Origin of the sequence: Colwellia sp. RE-S-Sl-9, assembly GCF_048296855.1 — a bacterium.
GTDB lineage: Bacteria > Pseudomonadota > Gammaproteobacteria > Enterobacterales > Alteromonadaceae > Pseudocolwellia.
This window is the reverse complement of record NZ_CP182631.1, coordinates 1,425,598-1,444,162: the sequence shown is the minus strand read 5'-3', so window position 1 is coordinate 1,444,162 and position 18,565 is coordinate 1,425,598. Positions and strand designations below refer to the sequence as shown.

Below are 18,565 nucleotides of genomic sequence, written 5' to 3'. Positions count from 1 at the left end.
TCAAAAAAAATGCAGCTTCAGCTGCATTTTTAATTATTTATTACCCGTATTTAGTTTTTAATACATAGCTCTTCAGATGCAAAATCATCAACATCAATAGCTATTTTTCTTCCTATTTCAGCTCTACAGAGTAAATCAGCTTCTTCTTGAGTGATCACGCCTGCTGCTAGAGCTTCTTCAGCAACTAAATTTAATTTATAAAAAGGTAGGTACTTATCAAGCCCTTTACACGCCTTAGTGTAAATAGGTTCACATGCAATAATATCTTCTAAAGTTTGTTCTAATTGCCCCATTGGAAATGCAGGATCTCGTTTTAAATATTGCCACTTACCTAGCCTTGTTCTTGTTTCGCTTGGTGTTTGTAATATTTCTGCGACTTCTTGGTCGGTAATATCTGAAGGTTTTTGTAACCAAGTACCCAGAGGGAAGATGGTACATTGTAAAAAGACTTTAGCGGCTGTATTCGGAAAGTTACTTATAAGGTCGTTTATTGCTTCTTGTATTTTAAATAAACTATCTTCAAGTGCCCATTTTACTAATGGGAAATCTTCTATGTTACGGCCTTCATCGTTGTAACGTTTAAGGGTTGCAGACGCTAAATATAAATAGCTAAGTACATCACCTAATCTAGCTGAAATGCGTTCTTTTCTTTTTAATTCGCCACCTAAAGTTACCATTGAAATATCTGACAACATGGCAAGGTTTGCGCTAAAACGGTTGAGTAGTTGATAATAACGCGTTGTTTCATCGTTAAAAGGTGTTCGTTGTAATCGTGCTCCGGTAAATGAAAACCATAAGCTACGACAAATGTTACTGATAGAAAAGCCCACATGACCAAAAAAGGCATGATCGAAGTCGTCTAACGCCTGAATTTCATCTTCATTCTGGGTTGCTGCTATTTCAGCTAAAACATAAGGGTGACAACGGATTGCTCCTTGCCCGTAGATAATCATACTACGCGTTAATATGTTTGCACCTTCTACGGTAATCGCGATAGGAGCACCTTGGTAATTTCTAGCAACATAGTTACTTTTTCCCATACAAATACCTTTACCGCCATGTATATCCATTGAATCTGATACACATTGACGCATTTTTTCTGTCAGATGGTATTTGGCAATAGCTGAAATAACTGAAGGTTTTTCGCCTAAATCAATCGCGCCAGTAGACATTGTGGTTACGGCATCCATTAAATAAGCATTACCGCCAATGCGGGCTAAAGGTTCGTGAATACCTTCCATTTTACCAATAGGTAGTTTGAATTGACGTCTAATTCTTGCGTAAGCCCCTGTGGCTAAAGCCAAAGATTTAACGCCGCCAGTACTGTTTGAAGGTAGGGTTATTGCTCTACCTACCGATAAACATTCAACCAGCATACGCCAGCCTTGGCCTGCCATTTCTGCGCCGCCAATAATAAAATCTAATGGTACAAAAACTTCGTTACCTTGCGTTGGACCATTATGAAAAGGAATATTCAATGGAAAATGTCTACGGCCTGTTATAACACCTTCAATATCAGTAGGGATAAGGGCACAAGTGATACCTAAATCTTCTTCTTCACCAAGTAAGTGCTCAGGATCTTGTAGTTTAAAAGCTAAACCTAATACGGTTGCTACGGGAGCTAAGGTTATATAACGTTTGTCCCATGTTAGCTTCATGCCTAGTACTTCTTCCCCGTCAAATTGTCCTTTACAGACTACGCCAAAATCTGGAATGGAGCTGGCGTCTGAACCTGCTTCAGGGCTTGTTAAAGCAAAACACGGTATTTCTTCGCCTGTAGCTAAACGTGGTAAATAGTAATCTTGTTGTTCTTTTGTTCCATAGTGTTGTAACAGCTCTGCTGGCCCTAAAGAGTTGGGTACTCCAACGGTGCTTGCAAGAACAGAACTGACAGAAGACAGTTTTTGTAATACTCGTGATTGTGCGAAAGCACTAAAGTCTAAACCACCAAATTCTTTTTTGATGATCATGGCAAAAAACTTATTGTCTTTCATGTATTGCCAAACTTCCGGTGAAAGATCGGCAAGTTCATGAGTTACTTCCCAGTCATTTACCATAGAGCATATTTCTTCAACAGGGCCGTTTAAAAAAGCTAACTCTTCTGCACTTAATCTAGGTTGTGGATAATTATGTAGCTTGTTCCAATCAGGCTTGCCTTTGAATAGTTCAGCTTCAAACCAAGTTGTTCCCGCATCAATCGCTTCTTGTTCGGTTTGAGACATTTCAGGCATAATGCCCTTAAATATTTTAAGTAGGGGAGCACTTATGTATTCTTTTCTTACTTGGGCTAAATTAAGAGGTAATGCTACAATAGCGAATAAGAACCAGCCTATAAAGGTGACTATATCCGCAAAGGTACCTATGGCCATTAAGGTGGCAAATGATAGCGTAAACGTTGATAGTGAAGCTCTGTTATAGGCCATAAATATACAAAGCGAGATGGCAATTATTATCCAAGTGAAAAATTCCATATAATCTTCCTAAATTTTTAATGTTATATATGCTAGGTAAACATAATCTCTTGCTTTTACAAAGCAATTTTCGAAAACTTAATCTTATATTTATTATTTTAGTTCATTTTTATGCTGTAAGGAGTGTTTATTTTGTGCGAACTTTTAGCCATGTCGGCTAATGTACCTACTGATATTTGTTTTAGCTTTAGCGGGCTAATGCAAAGGGGGGGAAATACCGGTCCACATAAAGATGGATGGGGTATTACATTTTATGAAGGTAAGGGCTGTAGGAGCTTTAAAGACCCTTTACCAAGCGCAGCATCTCCCATTGCTAAGTTGGTGACAGAATACCCCATTAAAAGTCAATCTGTTGTATGTCATATCAGGCAGGCAAATTCAGGGGGGATAAGTTTAGAAAATACGCATCCTTATACACGTCAAATCTGGGGGCGACATTGGACTTATGCCCATAATGGTCAGCTACAAGATGTACATAACAAACTTAATGTTAAATATCATATACCTGTAGGTGAAACGGATAGTGAATTTGCTTTTTGCTGGTTGTTGGATCAAATACATATAAAGTATAAAGATAAGCAACCTGATGATGTTGAATTATTTCGTTATATTGCGGAGTTAAGCGAGCAATTAAATGAATATGGTGTTTTTAATATTATAATTACTAATGGTGAATGCTTATTTGCCTATTGTTCAAATAATTTACACTGGATAACGCGCAAAGCACCTTTTGGCAAAGCAAGTTTAATAGACGCTGAGATGGAGGTAAATTTTAATCATGAAACCACTGATAAAGATATTGTGACGGTTATTGCTACACAACCACTGACTAATAATGAAGAGTGGCAGAAAATGTCAAAAGGGCAGTGGCAGTTATTTAAGCTAGGATGTTCTATTGCGAGTAGTGAAACCGTGAAGTAATACCAATTATTTAAGTGTAGTGAAGTTATTCACTACACTTTATTTATTTAACCTGATCTTGGTTTGAAAAACAGTTAACCCCTTGAAAAATAAATATTAAAAATTTAGCTAGAATAACATTTATTAAACCGAGCTCAGGTTGTTTAATTATTTAGTTATAGTAACTGATGTTAATTGTGCTTCAAATTGTTCAGTACCACCTTTAACCTGATAAAGACGTACCAGTAAATAATTGAGTTCTGGAGCAAACCATGCGTAAGTTGTTCGCTCTTTCTCAACCACTTCTCTTTTTAATTTAATAGTTTTAACTAAACCGTATGGCAACATAACATCTTCTTCACCATCATATTCATAAACATAATTATGAATGCTACCTGACGATTTTATAACAGGATAAACAAAGTGTTGTTGTTTAGGGTTTTTAATTAAATTTAGTCGGTGTTGTAAATGATAGCTCAAGCTGTCTTGAATATTTTCAGTAAACTCGACAGAAAGTGTTTTATTTTCTTTTATATTTTTAGCTGTATTATTTGCAACATCATAACTCCATTCATAAGACTTATCTCGACCTGTTCCTTCACGATAATATTGATAATGGGTTGGAGTAACATGATTATTTACTAATGTTATAGTAGATTCTTCAGTTCGTTTATCATCAAAAATTAACCATTCAATATCGGTTTTATAACTATAACGATAGGTATTATCGGCGAGTTTCTCTAATTTTCTGATACCAGTACCCACTTTTTTTGATTTGTGAATAATATTGTATTCAGCACTGAAAGGGGCAATAAGAGTTTGAGATGCTTGAGTTAGATTCTCAGGAGAGTTTAAAGCAGGCGTAGATTGAGCCCAAGTAAATGAAGATACAGAAAATAAAACAATACATTGATAAAGCGGTTTTAACATATATATTCCTTTAATGCAGTTTCACTTTTTATTGTGTGTTTTTAAGTAAAACTGCATCAATCAAATTAAGCATTAGCTATTCTTCGCTAGCATAACCTGATGTTGGAATGATATCACCATCAAATAATGCTTTTTCGCCTTGCATAACTACGCGTTTCAAACAACACCATTTTACTACTAATGGATATATTCGATGTTCTTGTTCGTGTATTCGGCTTGCTAAATCTTCAGCTGTGTCACCATCGAAAATAGGCACTTTAGCTTGTAAAATAACAGGCCCACCATCCAGCTCTTCTGTAACATAATGTACGCTAACACCATGTTCATTGTCGCCAGCATCAATAGCACGCTGATGCGTGTTTAAGCCTTGGTACTTAGGCAACAAAGATGGATGAATGTTCAATAATTTTCCTCGAAAATGTTGAACAAAAGCAGGCGTTAAAATTCTCATAAAACCAGCGAGAACAATAACATCAGCATTATATCCATCAATCACTTTAATTAATGACTGATCGTAGGCTTCTCTAGAATCAAATGCTTTATGCGATAAGGTAGAGGTTTCTATATTGGCTTCTTTAGCGCGGGTTAGGCCGTAAGCTGTAGGTATATTTGATACAACACCCACAACTTTACCTGGATAACCTTTAGTTTTGCAGGCGTCTATAATTGCCTGCAAATTTGTACCGCTGCCAGAAATTAAAACAACAATTCGGCTAGTCATTAATGATTAACCTTTGTTGATAATAACTTGTTCTTCACCTGCTGGTAAATCAGTGATTTCACCAATGTGCCAAGCTTTTTCACCGTTATTGCTAAGTATTTCAATACTTTTGTCTAGCTGTTGTGCTGGAACTACAATAATCATACCTACGCCACAGTTAAATGTACGGTACATTTCGTGGGTAGTAATATTACCGTTTTCTTGTAACCAGTTAAAAATTTCAGGCCATTCCCAAGTACTTTCATTGATTTTTGCTTGAGCACTTTCAGGCAATACTCGTGGAATATTCTCCCAGAAACCGCCACCAGTAATATGCGATAACGCATGAACGTTAACTTCTTTAAGTAAAGCTAAAACTGATTTTACATAAATTTTAGTGGGTTCAATTAAATGATCGCCAATTGATTTACCATTTAATAACTCGTTTGTATCTGTGTTGTTAACTTCTAACACTTTACGAATAAGTGAATAACCGTTTGAATGAGCTCCCGAAGAACCTAAAGCAATAAGTTGGTCGCCTGCAGCAACAGCACTACCATCTAATAAACGAGATTTTTCAGCTATACCTACACAAAAACCCGCAATATCGTAATCACCAGCGTGATACATACCCGGCATTTCAGCTGTTTCGCCGCCAACTAGAGCACATCCAGATAATACACAGCCGTCTGCAATACCTGAAACTACAGCTGAAGCTACTTCAACATCAAGTTTGTCGGTTGCATAATAATCTAAGAAAAATAGCGGTTCAGCACCTTGAACAATCAGGTCATTTACACACATAGCAACAAGGTCAACACCCACAGTATCGTGTTTCTTTAAATCAATCGCTAAACGTAATTTAGTACCAACACCGTCTGTGCCAGCAACCATTACAGGCTCTTTGTAACCTGTAGGAATTTGACATACAGAGCCAAATCCGCCTAAGCCACCCATAACTTCTGGACGGGTAGTGCGTTTAACGGCACCTTTGATATTTTCAACAAGCGCGTTACCTGCATCAATATCAACGCCAGCATCTTTATAGCTTAGGGATTGTTTTTGTTCACTCACAGTGGGGACCTCAATAAAATTACTAATGGGATGTTAATGGCGCATATTCTACCAGCGCTAACGCTTGGTTAAAATCTTTATAATAAATTATTTTAATATGTGACTAAATTTATCAACTATATGTTAATATTTTCATAATTATTCTTTTAATTTATTTTTATATGTTTAGATATTGGATTGTTTTTTCTCTTCTTTTTTTATTGAAGCCCGCTTTTGCCGTTGAAGTCAGTGATCTTTATACCGCGAAAGTTGAACTTAATTCCCAAACACAGAAAGATCAAAGTAGTGCTTTAAAGGCTGCACTCAAGGCTGTTTTAGTAAAAATAGCAGGTGATGAACAAGTATTATCTAATACTTTTATAAAAAATGAAGTTCAACATTACTCTAAATATTTAACACAATTTAATTATATTACTGATAATGGGGTGAATAATTTAGTTGCTTCATTTGATGAAAATAAAATTAATCAATTATTTTTTCAAGAAAATCTTCCTCTATGGGGCAAACTTCGTCCTTTAGTTTTATTTTGGATCGTCACTGAAGATGATTTAGAGCGACGTATAATTTCTGAAACAGACGAATCACCGTTGCATGATGAAATATCAGCCTTGGCTAAACAAAAAGGTTTACCTGTTATTTTACCTTTGATGGACTTAACAGATACACAAAATATTCAAATCCCTGATTTATGGGGCCGCTTTATCGATCCGATAAAGCTAGCTTCACAACGCTATACACCTGAAAGTATTGTGATTATCAGAGTCTCTAAAAATGCTAAATTTACTTCTATTGATGTACCTTCTGCTGATTGTGATTTGTTGTGTAAACAGTCAGCAATATCGATTGATTGGCATATTGTAACCACTCAAAGTGACAAAGTGGAAACGGGTAATCAATACATGGGAGTTGATGAACTTGTATTAATAAAAACGGTAATGTCTGATATAACCACGCATATATCGCAACGATATTCATTAACAACAGAAACTGATCACGATTTAATTATTGATGTAGCTAATATCGACTCATTGGCTAAGTATGTAGATGTTACTCAATTTCTCGATAAGCTTTCAGTGATCAGCTCTTTTAAGTTGATTAAGGCTGAAGGTAATAATCGACGTTTTCAATTAACACTTATGGGGTCTGCAGATACTTTATTTGCTTCCTTACAATTAAATAATAAGTTGAAGCAATATGTTGATCCTCTATCGGGTCAAAGTGCTGATGACATACCTGTGTTTTTTTGGGGAACTGAGTGAAATATCCCTCCCAATTGAGTTTATCTGTTCAATTGCCTGACGATGAAACTTTTCAAAGTTTTCAAAGCCAGAACAATCATGCTGTTGTTATTCAACTGCAACAATTTATTGATCTTATTTTAAAGCAGGAATCGCATCCAACAGCTTTGTATTTGTTTGGTATAGAAGGGGTAGGCAAGTCTCATTTATTGCACGCTAGTTGCGCATATGCGGAAGAGCTTGGTTTATCTTCATTGAGTTTATCTTTTAGTGAACTTGCACAACTTTCTACTGAAATGTTTGATGGTTTAGAACAAATTGATGTGATTTGCTTAGACGATATTCATTTAATTGCGGGTAATGACGAATTTGAAAGAGCGGTATTTGATTTGTTTAATCGAGTAACCGAGCAAGGAAAGTGTCTGATCATTTCAGGCGATCAAAATGTGAGTAACTTAAATATAAAGTTACCCGACTTACTCTCAAGATTAAGTTGGGGATTAACTGAACAAGTTAAACCCATTGACGATAATGAAAAAATATTGGCGCTTCAATATAGGGCAGAACAACGAGGCTTAATTTTAGCTAACGATTCAGCTAAGTTTTTGTTAACTCGCTTATCGAGAGAAATGAGTAACTTGATTAATGCGTTAGATGAGTTAGATAAAGCGTCGATTAGAGAACAACGAAAAATAACCATTCCTTTTATTAAAGAAATATTTCCTCATATATCGTCTTAATTTTTAACTAATTACTACATATACCCGTTACCATTCAATATTTACTCTGAAATACGCATCTTGAGCGGTAACGGATATAAGCTTATCCTATTTTGTAGGCATTGCCTTTTCTTCAAACAATAAACGGAACTCGTTTATTGGTCGATTTTGGTTGGCTGCTCTTGTTTGAGATGATACCTGTGCTTTGGCCAAAGACTTAGGTGCTGAACTTGGGCTAATATCTAAGTTATCAATCCAAGACTTTCCAGACTCCATAGCAATAGGAGCCGGTAAATTGTCTAATATAGGTTGAAAGTCATCAAACTCAGGTAAAATACGCTCTACAACAAAGGCAACTCTAGGCTTAATATCTTCATCGCTAATACGCCCACGCTGCCCCCACTCAACAATATAATCACTGGCTAAACCGCCAGAATCTACTTGATTGGTAATAGCAATGTCTCTATCAATGTTGTATCGAGCTTTCATCATAAAACCATCAAATAACATAGCATAATCTTCTCTTATACTTGAGTAGTTATAGTATTGGGGAGCTACTTCAGAAGAAAAGAATTGAGTAACATCTTGTGGAGTATAAGATTTTTGAGTTGCCGTAGCTGAAACGCCATGAAAACTTACTTGGGCTAAACCTAACATTTCATCGCCATTTAAAGGATGAGCTTGGCTTAACAAATCAGATTGTATTGGGCTGGTAATAGCGGCACTGATGCGTTTAGTTTTATCTAAAGTAAACCAACGACTTTTAGGGAAAAAATCATTGGCGTGAGCAAGTTCATGGTACATAAGCCCGAGAACACGATAAACACCATCGTCAATATCGCGAGACCTTCTTGTATCTTCAGAAATATAAGTACTTAAATAATCGTTATTTCGAACATATCGCCAAGGTATATCAAATTGCAAATCGTTACCGAAGGCAGCACGGTAATCAGGCGCTTCATTTAGCGTGTCTCGTTCTTCAGGAGTAAGCCAAAAGTTGTCAGCATCTAGATAAATAGCGCCAGTCTCTCCCCAATAAAAAGAAGGTCTTATATCGTAAGAAATAACGATGGCTGTTGTTGCTCTAAGCATATTTTTAAGATCGTTATGTACATCGTATTGTTCTAAAAATGTTTTAAATCGATCGCCCATCCATTGGTGAGAAACCACAACTCTGTCCATTATGTCATCAATGCTTGGTGTTGTTGTATCGTGTGCAATTAACGGTAATTTATTAAGAGTACAATTATTACTGAAAGTTATATCGTTGTTATATACACAGTCGACTAAACTAGCTTTATAAGGAGATTCGGGGTTGTATGCAAAAACATCACTGACTCTTTCATCAAAAATTGCATTATTGTTAATTTCGTTTTTATTCTCAACTAAGACTGCGACAGTATCTCGGTATATAGTATTATCAGCTGATACACTTACTTCGAAAGTAATAAAGGTATCTTGTTCAACATTAGGCGCATTAAAAAATATAGCCGTTTTACCTGATGTATTACTATCCGTTAAAGTAACTTGAGGTCCTGAGGTTTGTTTCCAAGTGATGGTATTAGTTGATAAATTGGAAGCTAGGCTGGTGCGTAATGAAACTTTATTACCTTCTGATACTACATGACCTAATCGCGCTGAAATATTTGCAATTCTATCTGTTACATCAATCTCTTGGGTAAGTGTTTCAGTGTTACCATTTGCTGTTGTAAAAGAGGCTTCAAATGCATAATTACCAGAAGCTTTAGGTGTAAATGCTATGCCTTTGGCATTAGGGGTAAGAAAAGTTACATCTGGGCCTGACGTTTGCGTCCATTCAATATTAGTTAATTGTGTTTGCGGATAATATAAAAACAACTCAACGGCTTGGTTAATCGCAACGCTGTCATCAAAAGCATTAATGGCATTTTTTACGATTTGTTTTATAGGTAAAGGCTCTGAGGGTGGAGTGATAGGAGTTTCTGTATTTGAAGTACTACTTCCACCACCACATGCAGTTAATAATAAAGTTGAAATACCCAGTAATACTAATTTCATAACACGTCCTGTTTTGTTATATAGCCGTTGTTTATTTTACTTTCTTTTCTCTGATACTTAGACCTAACTCTTGGCCTTTAAATTTCGCGTAATAGGTACCGCCCATAAACATTAATGTCGCAAAACTTAGTTCTATTAATGCCCATACAGTATCTTGGGAAGATACCCATAAAGTGGTTAATGAATGTAAAAAATAGATCATAACAACAAAATTAGACCACGCATAAGTATAAGGATTACCTTGTATTAAGCCTTTAAATGGGAATATTAATGGAAGCGTAAAAAAAGCTAAAGATAGCGCAGGAGTTAATCCGTTTGATGGGTTAAGAACAAGCAGCCATAAAGGCATAAAAAAGAGTAGCCCAAAGTAGCCTGTAAGCGCTATCTTTTTTAATGTGCTTGTTGAAAAGGTTGATGCATTTATCATTAATGTTTACTCAATTAAAACAAAGTTAATACGTTTTCAGGAGGCCTACCTATAACAGCAGTCTTGCCATTGGTTACTATGGGTCTTTCAATTAATTTAGGTGTATTTACCATAGCAGCAATAAGTACTTCGTTACTTGCTCCTTTTAAGTTTTGTTCTTTAAATTCAGCTTCTTTTGTTCTCATCATGTCTATAGGCGAAATCTTTAATAAACCTAATAGCTCGTTAATTTGGACTTCGTTTAACGGTGTTTTTAAATATTCAATTACAGTAACATCTTGATTGTTTTCTTCTATTAATTGTAGCGTTTGTCTGCTTTTTGAACATCTAGGGTTATGGTAAATTGTTAGCATAGTTTACTCTTTAAAGTTATCTTAAAAGTTGAATCGTTATAGTCGTTGTAGTTTTTCTTCGTGCTCTCTAAGTTGCAGTATTCTGGCCTTTAGTCTTTTAATAAACAAGGGGGAATCGTTTGAAAATTTAATCGCTGTTTGTAATTCGTCTATAGCTTTAGGATAAACACCTAAAAGCGCATAAACCTCGCCTTGAGAAGCATGCATTGGGCCTATTTTCTTTTGTTTTCTGTATATAGTGGTTAATAGATCATTAGCAATAAAGTGATCAGGCTGTGTGATCAAAAAATCTTGCAACATCACACTTGCTTCTTCTAACTTGTCGGCTTCTTGTAAAACGTTGGCGTAATTAAGAGCAACTATTTGATTATTAGGCATTAGCAAGTTAAGTCGTTTAAGAAGTGTTATTGCTTTATCAAATTCTTTTGTTTTTATGTAAACATCAGAAATAGCATCCGCATAAAATAAATTATTTGGATCATTTTGAATAAGTTTTTCTAAAATATCTTTTGCTTCTTTAGGCATTTCATTTTCAAAGTATGAAAGGGCTAAGCCATATAATGCAGCTTCTTTAATTTCATATCTTTCATACTTTAATAAACCTTCAAACATACCAATATTGCTTTTGGCGTTACGTTCATAACGAGCTGATATACGCGCTTTTGTTAACTCAAAAGCTAAACTAGGCTTAATATGAACAACAGGATAGTTTTGCGCTCTAATACGAGCGTCAGAAATACGGGAGTCAGGTAATGGATGTGTTAATAACATTGCTGGTGGTTTACTAATATACCTGAACTTTTCAGCCATTTTACCGAAAAAATTAGGTGCTCCTGTTGGATCAAACCCACTATTGGCTAATAAAGCAATACCTACTCGGTCAGCTTCTTTTTCATTACCACGAGTATAATTAATACTTGCTTGTTGGCTAGCGGCCATTGAAGTACTTAATGCTGCCATACCTAAATTAGGGTTAATAAGTGCTAATAATATACCGCTTGCAATACCCGCCATTGAAAGAGGCTGGCTTCTGCTTTGTGCTTCAAGTCTTCTCGCTAAGTGTCTTTGTGTCACGTGAGATATTTCATGAGCAATAACTGAGGCCAATTCACTTTCGTTTTCAGCGGTAGTAATTAGGCCGCTGTGCACACCGATATGTCCACCAAAAAAAGCAAAGGCATTGAGTTCTTTTGAATTAACAATAAAAAAATCGAAAGCATAATTTACATCGTTAGCATTTTTAACTAATAAATTACCTAAGCTATTAATGTATTCATTTAATACCGGATCATGCAATAAAGGCTGAGATGCGCGTACTTGTTTCATCATGGCATTACCAATAAATTGTTCTTTATCAATAGACAAAGTACTAAAACCAGCAGCACCAATTTCAGGAAGCTTGTTTTTGTTGTTTTTTGCAATGGTCGAAGAGCAAATAAGTGCTAATGATATTCCCACTGAAATAAGTAATTTTTTTGTTTTTAACATAGTGATAATTAAATTTTTTGATTTAACATTTTTAAATTAAAATAAACGCTAAAAATCAATAACCTCTAGTAATTTACGGGGATGATAAGCTATGTCTGCTTTTAGGGCATTAATAATATCAAAATAATAGTAAACCTGTTGATGTTATTTATAGCTTGTTTGTGCGTAATGAGTATCTAAATCAATACATATTGTTATGTTTAGTAGACCTTGTAAATGGGCATTTTGTTACATTTCATTAGTCGTTATTTTTTTTCATTTAAAAGAGCATTAATATGATTATTTGTATATCGGCTAAGCGGGATATATGTTAACTTTTGCACATGTTTTTTTTAATGATTCTCTCTTTATTTAAAGGTGAATTTAACGAAATTTTAAAAGGTGTTAGTTAACGTTTATGCTACACGAATACGATGCAACAAATGATAAATGTCCATTACCTTTAGTAAAAATGCGTGTGATTTTAAAAAAAATGCAAGCTAATGATAAATGTTCGATTCGTATTCTAGATAAAGGTTCAAAAAATGATATCCCTAAATATTTAGTAAACATGGGGTATTTATTCTCTAGTACAGCACTTGATAATGGTGTTGTCGAATTACTGATAGAAAATAGGTAAGTATTATTTATGGTTCAACTTTTTACAAATTGGTATAAACGCCATTTTTCAGATCCAAGTGCGATAGCATTATTAATACTATTAGTATGTATATTTTTATTCGTTTATTTTTTTAGTCAGTTACTTATGCCTGTTTTTGTGGCAATAGCTATTGCATTTTTATTAGATTTACCTGTGAATAAGCTTCAAAAAATTGGAGGTTCGCGAACAGGTTCTGTGACAATAGTTGTATGTGGTTTTGTCAGTTTTACTTTAGTTACAATGTTAGGTTTAGTACCTGTAATGTGGCAACAAACCAGTAATTTGGTGCAAGAAGTGCCTCATATGTTGTCAGAAGGGCAAACTTATTTATTAACATTACCTGATAAATATCCTGATATTGTAACACCAGATCAAATTGAAAGTATGATCAAAATGGTGAATGAAAAATTAATAGAGTGGGGCAAACTTATTTTAAAAGCCTCGTTAAATTCTATTTCTGATTTAGTGGCTTTAATGATCTATCTTATTTTAGTGCCTTTAATGGTGTTTTTCTTTTTGAAAGATAAAAAGACCTTATTATTAAGCTTAACGAGATTCTTACCTAAAGACAGAAGAATGGCGCTGCAAGTAGGTAATGAGATGAATCAACAAATTATGAACTATATTCGCGGTAAAGTGATTGAGATTTTAATCATTGGAATAGCTTCAACGGTTGCCTTTATCGCACTAGGACTTAATTATGCGGTTTTACTTGGCGTATTAGTGGGGTTATCTGTTCTGGTTCCATTTGTTGGTGCAACTATTGTCACACTGCCTGTAATATTAGTCGCCTTATTTCAATTTGGTGTTACTGCTGAGTTTGGTTATGTCATGCTAGCTTATGGGATAATTCAAATATTAGATGGTAATTTATTAGTGCCTTTATTGTTCTCTGAAGCAGTTAACTTACACCCTGTAACGATTATTATTTCGGTTATCTTTTTTGGTGGTCTATGGGGCTTTTGGGGCGTGTTTTTTGCGATACCTTTAGCCACTTTGGTTAAAGCCATACTGAACGCTTGGTCTTCTACTCAAACTGAGTTATCAACGGAAAACGAAGTCTCAAAGGTTTAAGTTTAGGAGCTTACTGTAAAACCCTAAGTTAAAAACAAAAAAAAGCTAAGTAATATTATTACTTAGCTTTTTTAATGTTTGTTATAAAACCGTTTTAATTAATCTAATTCAGCTATAAAACTAATTGCGCGACCAATGTAAGAAGCAGGAGTCATAAGTGCTAACTCATCTTTAGCAGATTGAGGCATATCAAGTGTAGCGATAAACTCACGCATAGAATCAGCATTAACACGTTTACCACGTGTTAACTCTTTAAGCTTTTCGTATGGCTTTTCAATACCGTAACGACGCATAACTGTTTGAATAGGTTCTGCTAACACTTCCCAGTTTTTGTCTAACTCGTCTAATAATGCTTGCTCATTAACTTGTAGTTTACTGATGCCTTTTAAGGTAGCACCGTAAGCGATTAATGCATGACCAAAACCAACACCTAAGTTACGTAAAACTGTAGAGTCAGTTAAGTCACGTTGCCAGCGAGAAACTGGTAATTTTTGTGCTAAATGACCAAAGATAGCGTTTGCAATACCTAAGTTACCTTCAGAGTTTTCAAAATCAATTGGGTTAACTTTATGTGGCATGGTTGAAGAGCCAATTTCGCCTGCAATTGTTTTTTGTTTGAAGTGACCAAGTGCAATGTAACCCCAAACGTCACGATCGAAATCGATTAATATAGTGTTAAATCTTGCTACAGCGTCAAATAATTCTGCAATATAATCATGCGGTTCAATTTGTGTGGTAAACGCATTCCAAGTTAGGCCTAACGAGGTAACAAATTCGTTTGAAAACTGGTGCCAATCAACTTCTGGGTAAGCAGAGATGTGAGCATTGTAGTTACCCACAGCACCGTTAATTTTACCTAACATTTCAACTGCAGCAATTTGGTCGCGTTGACGTTTTAAACGTACATAAACGTTAGCCATTTCTTTACCCATAGTACTAGGTGAAGCAGGTTGACCGTGTGTACGACACATCATTGGCATTGTTTGGTATTCAACAGCTAATGCTTTTATTTCTGCTAAAATTTCATCAATTACAGGTAGTAATACTGTCGTGCGACATTCCGTTAACATTAACCCATGAGATAAGTTGTTAATGTCTTCAGAAGTACAAGCAAAATGAATAAACTCTGTAACTGCATTTAATTCAGCGTTATCAGCTATTTTATCTTTCAAGAAATACTCAACAGCTTTAACGTCGTGGTTTGTTGTGGCTTCAATTTTTTTGATGCTTAGTGCATCTTCTTCACTAAAGTTTTCAACAATAGCATTTAATACGGCATTTGCTTCGCTGCTAAAAGCTGGAACTTCAGCTATTTCAGGGGTTTCTGCTAATTTTTGTAACCAACGTACTTCAACGGTTACGCGGTATTTGATTAAACCAAACTCACTGAATATAGGGCGTAAGGCTTTAGTTTTGCTGCCATAACGGCCATCAACTGGTGATATAGCACTTAATGCTGAAAGTTCCATGATATTTCCCAAATTAAAATTAAATAATATGTTTTAAAAACAAGAGCATTAAGCTATTTGTTTTAGTAATGATTCTGCACATTCCACTATTTTTGAACGAGCAAATAAAATATTTCGACGTTTACCGCCAACTTGTCTCCAAAGTACTGCTGAACGTATACCAGCTAATAATAAAGCTCTAATTTTATGTTGATTAGTTGGTTGTTTTAAAATAGTTGGATCACCCGCTACTTGAATGGGGGAACCTAATGGACTAATTAAGTCGCTATATATGCTGGCAATACTAGAAATGAGAGTTTCACTATTTATGTCATAGTGAGCAAGTTGTCGTTCACACTGTTCTATTCTTTCGCCAAGTAAAGCCATTTGCTTATTACGTTTACTTAAACGACGTTCTAAACCTAATAAACTCACTACGTAGCGAGTCAGTTCAGGGTCTTTGTTTTTTGACTGGTTACCTAAATGCTGAATTAATGTTTCAAGACCCACTTTTAAGTTTGCAATATCGTTTCCGTAGACATCTAACGTGCTTGTAGGAGATGTGTTCATAATGCTGTTAAGCAATATGGTTAATTCAGCATCGTCTATTTGGCCTGAACGAGATAGTTTTTGAACCCAGTAGGCGACTTGGCAGATGGCTGCTAATGTGAGCGTTTGTTCTTTCATTATAAATTCTATACTTTCTCTAGTGAGTCTGAGCCATTTTAACGGATAAGAGTATTGATAATACCGCCACCCAGGCAGATATCATTTTGATAAAAAACAACTGATTGCCCAGGAGTTACTGAACTCTGTTGTTCGTCAAACATAACAAGGTATTCACCATTGGCCATAGGAGATAAATTACAGGCTACATCGTCTTGGCGGTAGCGTGTTTTAACTGTGCATTTAATCGGTTCATTCAGTTCATTTCTATTAACTAAATGTAATTGGTTACCAATTAAACCTTTAGAAAATAGGCGAGGGTGGTTATGCCCTTGGCCAACAATTAAGACGTTACGGATTAAATCTTTTTCAACAACGTACCAAGGCTCTTCGCCTGAATTGGCTAAACCACCAATGCGTAAACCTTTACGTTGTCCTAATGTGTGATACATCAAACCATCGTGTTTTCCAATAACTTCACCTTCTGCTGATTCAATATTACCGGGTTGAGCAGGTAAGTATTGAGCGAGGAAGTCTTTAAATTTACGTTCACCAATAAAACAGATGCCTGTACTATCTTTTTTATTGTGAGTAATTAAATCAGCTTGTTCAGCTATTTCACGTACTTTAGGCTTTTCAATGTTTCCTACCGGAAATAAAGTTCGGCCCACTTGTTCGTGACTTAATGTATACAAGAAATAACTTTGATCTTTGTTACTGTCTAAACCACGTAACATTGCCCATTTACCGTCTTGATATGCACGTTGTACATAATGCCCAGTGGCAATGTAATCTGCATTTAAATCTTCGCAAGCAAACTCTAAAAAGGCTTTAAATTTAATTTCTTTGTTACACATAATATCAGGATTAGGTGTTCTGCCAGCTTTATATTCAGCAAGAAAATATTCAAAAACATTATCCCAATATTCAGTTGCGAAATTAATTGTATGGAGTTTTATCCCCAATTTATCGCAAACTGCTTTAGCATCTTCTAAATCTTGGGCTGCAGCACAATACTCATCGGTATCGTCTTCTTCCCAGTTTTTCATGAATAAACCTTCAACCTGATAGCCTTCTTGTTGCAATAAATAAGCTGAAACTGAAGAGTCAACACCACCCGACATACCAACAATCACCTTGGTTTCAGAAGGTGGCTTGGTTGATAAGTCATTGTTATTCAATGGAGGCGTTTGTGTTGTAGAGTGTGTAGTCATCAAAAAATTAAATCATAGAAAATAAGGCGCGGAATTATAGCATGTGTGAGGTGGAGTAAACAGACTAAATATTACTTTTTAATACCGATAAAGGTATTTTTTGACCATGTTCTTTTTGCAATAAGTAGTCTTCAATACACTCTAATACCATGGGGCTTCTTAGTTCAGATGATCTTGCATTTATTTCATTATAGGTAAGCCAATGTGTAGCCAGTATTTCATCGTCTTGTGGAGTGCCTTGCTTACAGGTGTTAAGTTCAATAACAAAGCAAAAACGAACAAAATATAGATTAAGTTCAGGTCGGTGGTAATAATAAATACCACTTAAATACTGAGGAGAAAGGGCTAGACCTGTTTCTTCAAATATTTCTCTTTCTGCTGCGGCAATTAAATTTTCTCCTGCTTCTATGTGACCAGCGGGTTGATTAAATACATTTTTACCGTTTTCTAATTCTTCAACTAATAAAAACTTATCATTACAACATATTACAGCTGCAACCGTTGTATTAGGTTTGAATTGCTCATCACCATGAGTATTTTGAATTGAATTCATTGTTTATTTTCAGCCTTATATAACATTAAACTCACCATTGTTGATGTTGTTTATGTTGTATTGACCGATAGAATATCGAATTAACCTTAAAGTAGGAAAACCTATATGAGCGGTCATACGACGTACTTGTCGGTTTCGACCTTCTTTTATGGAAATACTTAACCAGGTTGTTGGAATGTTTTTTCGTTCTCTAATCGGAGGCGTTCTTGGCCAGATATCTGGCTCCTTCATAACCGATACTTTAGCAGGTAAGGTTAAACCATCTTTAAGGTTTACCCCTTTTTCTAATTGAAGTAAATCATCTTTAGTAGGAGAACCTTCAACTTGTACCCAGTAGGTTTTTTCTGTCTTTTGTTTAGGGTTAGCTAATTTATGTTGTAATTTTCCATCATTTGTTAATAGCAGTAACCCTTCGCTGTCTCGATCTAGGCGACCTGCAGCATACACGCCTTTTATATCGATATAATCAGCTAATGTTTTTCGTTTTTGGTCATCAGTAAACTGGCTTAACACATCAAACGGCTTGTTAAACAATACAATTTTTCGTTGTTCATCTGTTGTTTTAGGGGCTTTAAAACTAGTTGATTTTGTTCTTCTTTGTTTTGTATTCATTATTTTTATCAAACTTTGGGC

At 35.4% G+C, this 18,565-nt stretch carries 18 protein-coding genes; 5 read left to right on the top strand and 13 right to left on the bottom strand.

Annotated features, from left to right (window positions below):
- Window positions 1-50: 50 nt before the first annotated feature.
- Window positions 51-2,471, bottom strand: a complete 2,421-nt coding sequence (gene fadE / locus ACM9HF_RS06250; protein WP_473615823.1) for an acyl-CoA dehydrogenase FadE — start codon at window positions 2,469-2,471, stop codon at window positions 51-53.
- Between the two features lie 132 nt (window positions 2,472-2,603).
- Between fadE and ACM9HF_RS06245 the strand changes: the two genes are divergently transcribed.
- Window positions 2,604-3,392, top strand: a complete 789-nt coding sequence (locus ACM9HF_RS06245) for a class II glutamine amidotransferase (protein WP_473615820.1) — start codon at window positions 2,604-2,606, stop codon at window positions 3,390-3,392.
- Between the two features lie 147 nt (window positions 3,393-3,539).
- On the opposite strand, the gene ACM9HF_RS06240 is transcribed toward ACM9HF_RS06245, so the two are convergent.
- The 3 genes from ACM9HF_RS06240 to purM all read right to left on the bottom strand — a co-directional run bounded on the left by ACM9HF_RS06240 (window position 3,540) and on the right by purM (window position 6,075).
- Window positions 3,540-4,301, bottom strand: coding sequence for a DUF3108 domain-containing protein (locus ACM9HF_RS06240; protein WP_473615816.1), 762 nt, complete (start codon window positions 4,299-4,301; stop codon window positions 3,540-3,542).
- Between the two features lie 76 nt (window positions 4,302-4,377).
- Window positions 4,378-5,022 carry a phosphoribosylglycinamide formyltransferase gene (gene purN / locus ACM9HF_RS06235; protein WP_473615813.1) on the bottom strand — a complete coding sequence of 215 codons (645 nt, stop codon included), beginning with the start codon at window positions 5,020-5,022 and terminating at the stop codon, window positions 4,378-4,380.
- A 6-nt stretch (window positions 5,023-5,028) separates the two neighbouring features.
- Window positions 5,029-6,075: a phosphoribosylformylglycinamidine cyclo-ligase gene (gene purM, locus ACM9HF_RS06230; RefSeq protein WP_473615808.1), complete on the bottom strand. Its 1,047-nt coding sequence runs from the start codon at window positions 6,073-6,075 to the stop codon at window positions 5,029-5,031.
- 161 nt (window positions 6,076-6,236) lie between these two features.
- Here purM and ACM9HF_RS06225 point away from each other — a divergent pair, with 161 nt between their 5' ends.
- The gene (locus tag ACM9HF_RS06225) at window positions 6,237-7,334 is read left to right on the top strand and encodes a DUF2066 domain-containing protein (RefSeq protein WP_473615804.1); all 1,098 of its coding nucleotides are present in this window, start codon (window positions 6,237-6,239) and stop codon (window positions 7,332-7,334) included.
- Complete coding sequence (gene hda, locus ACM9HF_RS06220) at window positions 7,331-8,053, top strand: DnaA regulatory inactivator Hda (protein ID WP_473615800.1); 723 nt, start codon at window positions 7,331-7,333, stop codon at window positions 8,051-8,053. The genes ACM9HF_RS06225 and hda overlap by 4 nt, the downstream gene beginning before the upstream one ends.
- Before the next feature lie 87 nt (window positions 8,054-8,140).
- On the opposite strand, the gene ACM9HF_RS06215 is transcribed toward hda, so the two are convergent.
- From ACM9HF_RS06215 to bepA, 4 genes are read right to left on the bottom strand one after another with little or no spacing between them, the layout of a single operon-like run.
- Complete coding sequence (locus tag ACM9HF_RS06215; protein WP_473615796.1) at window positions 8,141-10,069, bottom strand: hypothetical protein; 1,929 nt, start codon at window positions 10,067-10,069, stop codon at window positions 8,141-8,143.
- Window positions 10,070-10,100: 31 nt separating this feature from the next.
- Window positions 10,101-10,496, bottom strand: coding sequence for a DUF2069 domain-containing protein (locus ACM9HF_RS06210; protein WP_473615792.1), 396 nt, complete (start codon window positions 10,494-10,496; stop codon window positions 10,101-10,103).
- A gap of 14 nt (window positions 10,497-10,510) precedes the next feature.
- Window positions 10,511-10,849 carry an arsenate reductase (glutaredoxin) gene (arsC, locus tag ACM9HF_RS06205; RefSeq protein WP_473615788.1) on the bottom strand — a complete coding sequence of 113 codons (339 nt, stop codon included), beginning with the start codon at window positions 10,847-10,849 and terminating at the stop codon, window positions 10,511-10,513.
- Window positions 10,850-10,885: 36 nt separating this feature from the next.
- A complete protein-coding gene (gene bepA, locus ACM9HF_RS06200; protein ID WP_473615784.1) occupies window positions 10,886-12,337 on the bottom strand; it encodes a beta-barrel assembly-enhancing protease in 1,452 nt (483 codons plus the stop codon).
- A gap of 397 nt (window positions 12,338-12,734) precedes the next feature.
- On the opposite strand from bepA, the gene ACM9HF_RS06195 reads away from it, so the two are divergent.
- Both ACM9HF_RS06195 and ACM9HF_RS06190 read left to right on the top strand, forming a co-directional pair.
- Complete coding sequence (locus ACM9HF_RS06195; RefSeq protein WP_473615780.1) at window positions 12,735-12,956, top strand: sulfurtransferase TusA family protein; 222 nt, start codon at window positions 12,735-12,737, stop codon at window positions 12,954-12,956.
- Window positions 12,957-12,965: 9 nt separating this feature from the next.
- Window positions 12,966-14,051, top strand: a complete 1,086-nt coding sequence (locus ACM9HF_RS06190; protein WP_473615777.1) for an AI-2E family transporter — start codon at window positions 12,966-12,968, stop codon at window positions 14,049-14,051.
- 98 nt (window positions 14,052-14,149) lie between these two features.
- Here ACM9HF_RS06190 and purB read toward each other — a convergent pair whose 3' ends face one another.
- The 5 genes from purB to ACM9HF_RS06165 form a co-directional block, all read right to left on the bottom strand.
- Window positions 14,150-15,520 (bottom strand): adenylosuccinate lyase, encoded by a 1,371-nt coding sequence (gene purB, locus ACM9HF_RS06185; protein ID WP_473615773.1) that lies wholly within the window; start codon window positions 15,518-15,520, stop codon window positions 14,150-14,152.
- A 48-nt stretch (window positions 15,521-15,568) separates the two neighbouring features.
- On the bottom strand, window positions 15,569-16,186 hold the full coding sequence (gene hflD, locus ACM9HF_RS06180; protein ID WP_473615769.1) for a high frequency lysogenization protein HflD: 618 nt from the start codon (window positions 16,184-16,186) through the stop codon (window positions 15,569-15,571).
- A gap of 38 nt (window positions 16,187-16,224) precedes the next feature.
- Window positions 16,225-17,379, bottom strand: a complete 1,155-nt coding sequence (gene mnmA, locus ACM9HF_RS06175) for a tRNA 2-thiouridine(34) synthase MnmA (protein ID WP_473615766.1) — start codon at window positions 17,377-17,379, stop codon at window positions 16,225-16,227.
- Between the two features lie 64 nt (window positions 17,380-17,443).
- Window positions 17,444-17,932, bottom strand: coding sequence for an NUDIX hydrolase (locus ACM9HF_RS06170; RefSeq protein WP_473615763.1), 489 nt, complete (start codon window positions 17,930-17,932; stop codon window positions 17,444-17,446).
- Between the two features lie 15 nt (window positions 17,933-17,947).
- A complete protein-coding gene (locus ACM9HF_RS06165; protein WP_473615760.1) occupies window positions 17,948-18,544 on the bottom strand; it encodes a pseudouridine synthase in 597 nt (198 codons plus the stop codon).
- Between the last annotated feature and the right edge of the window lie 21 nt (window positions 18,545-18,565).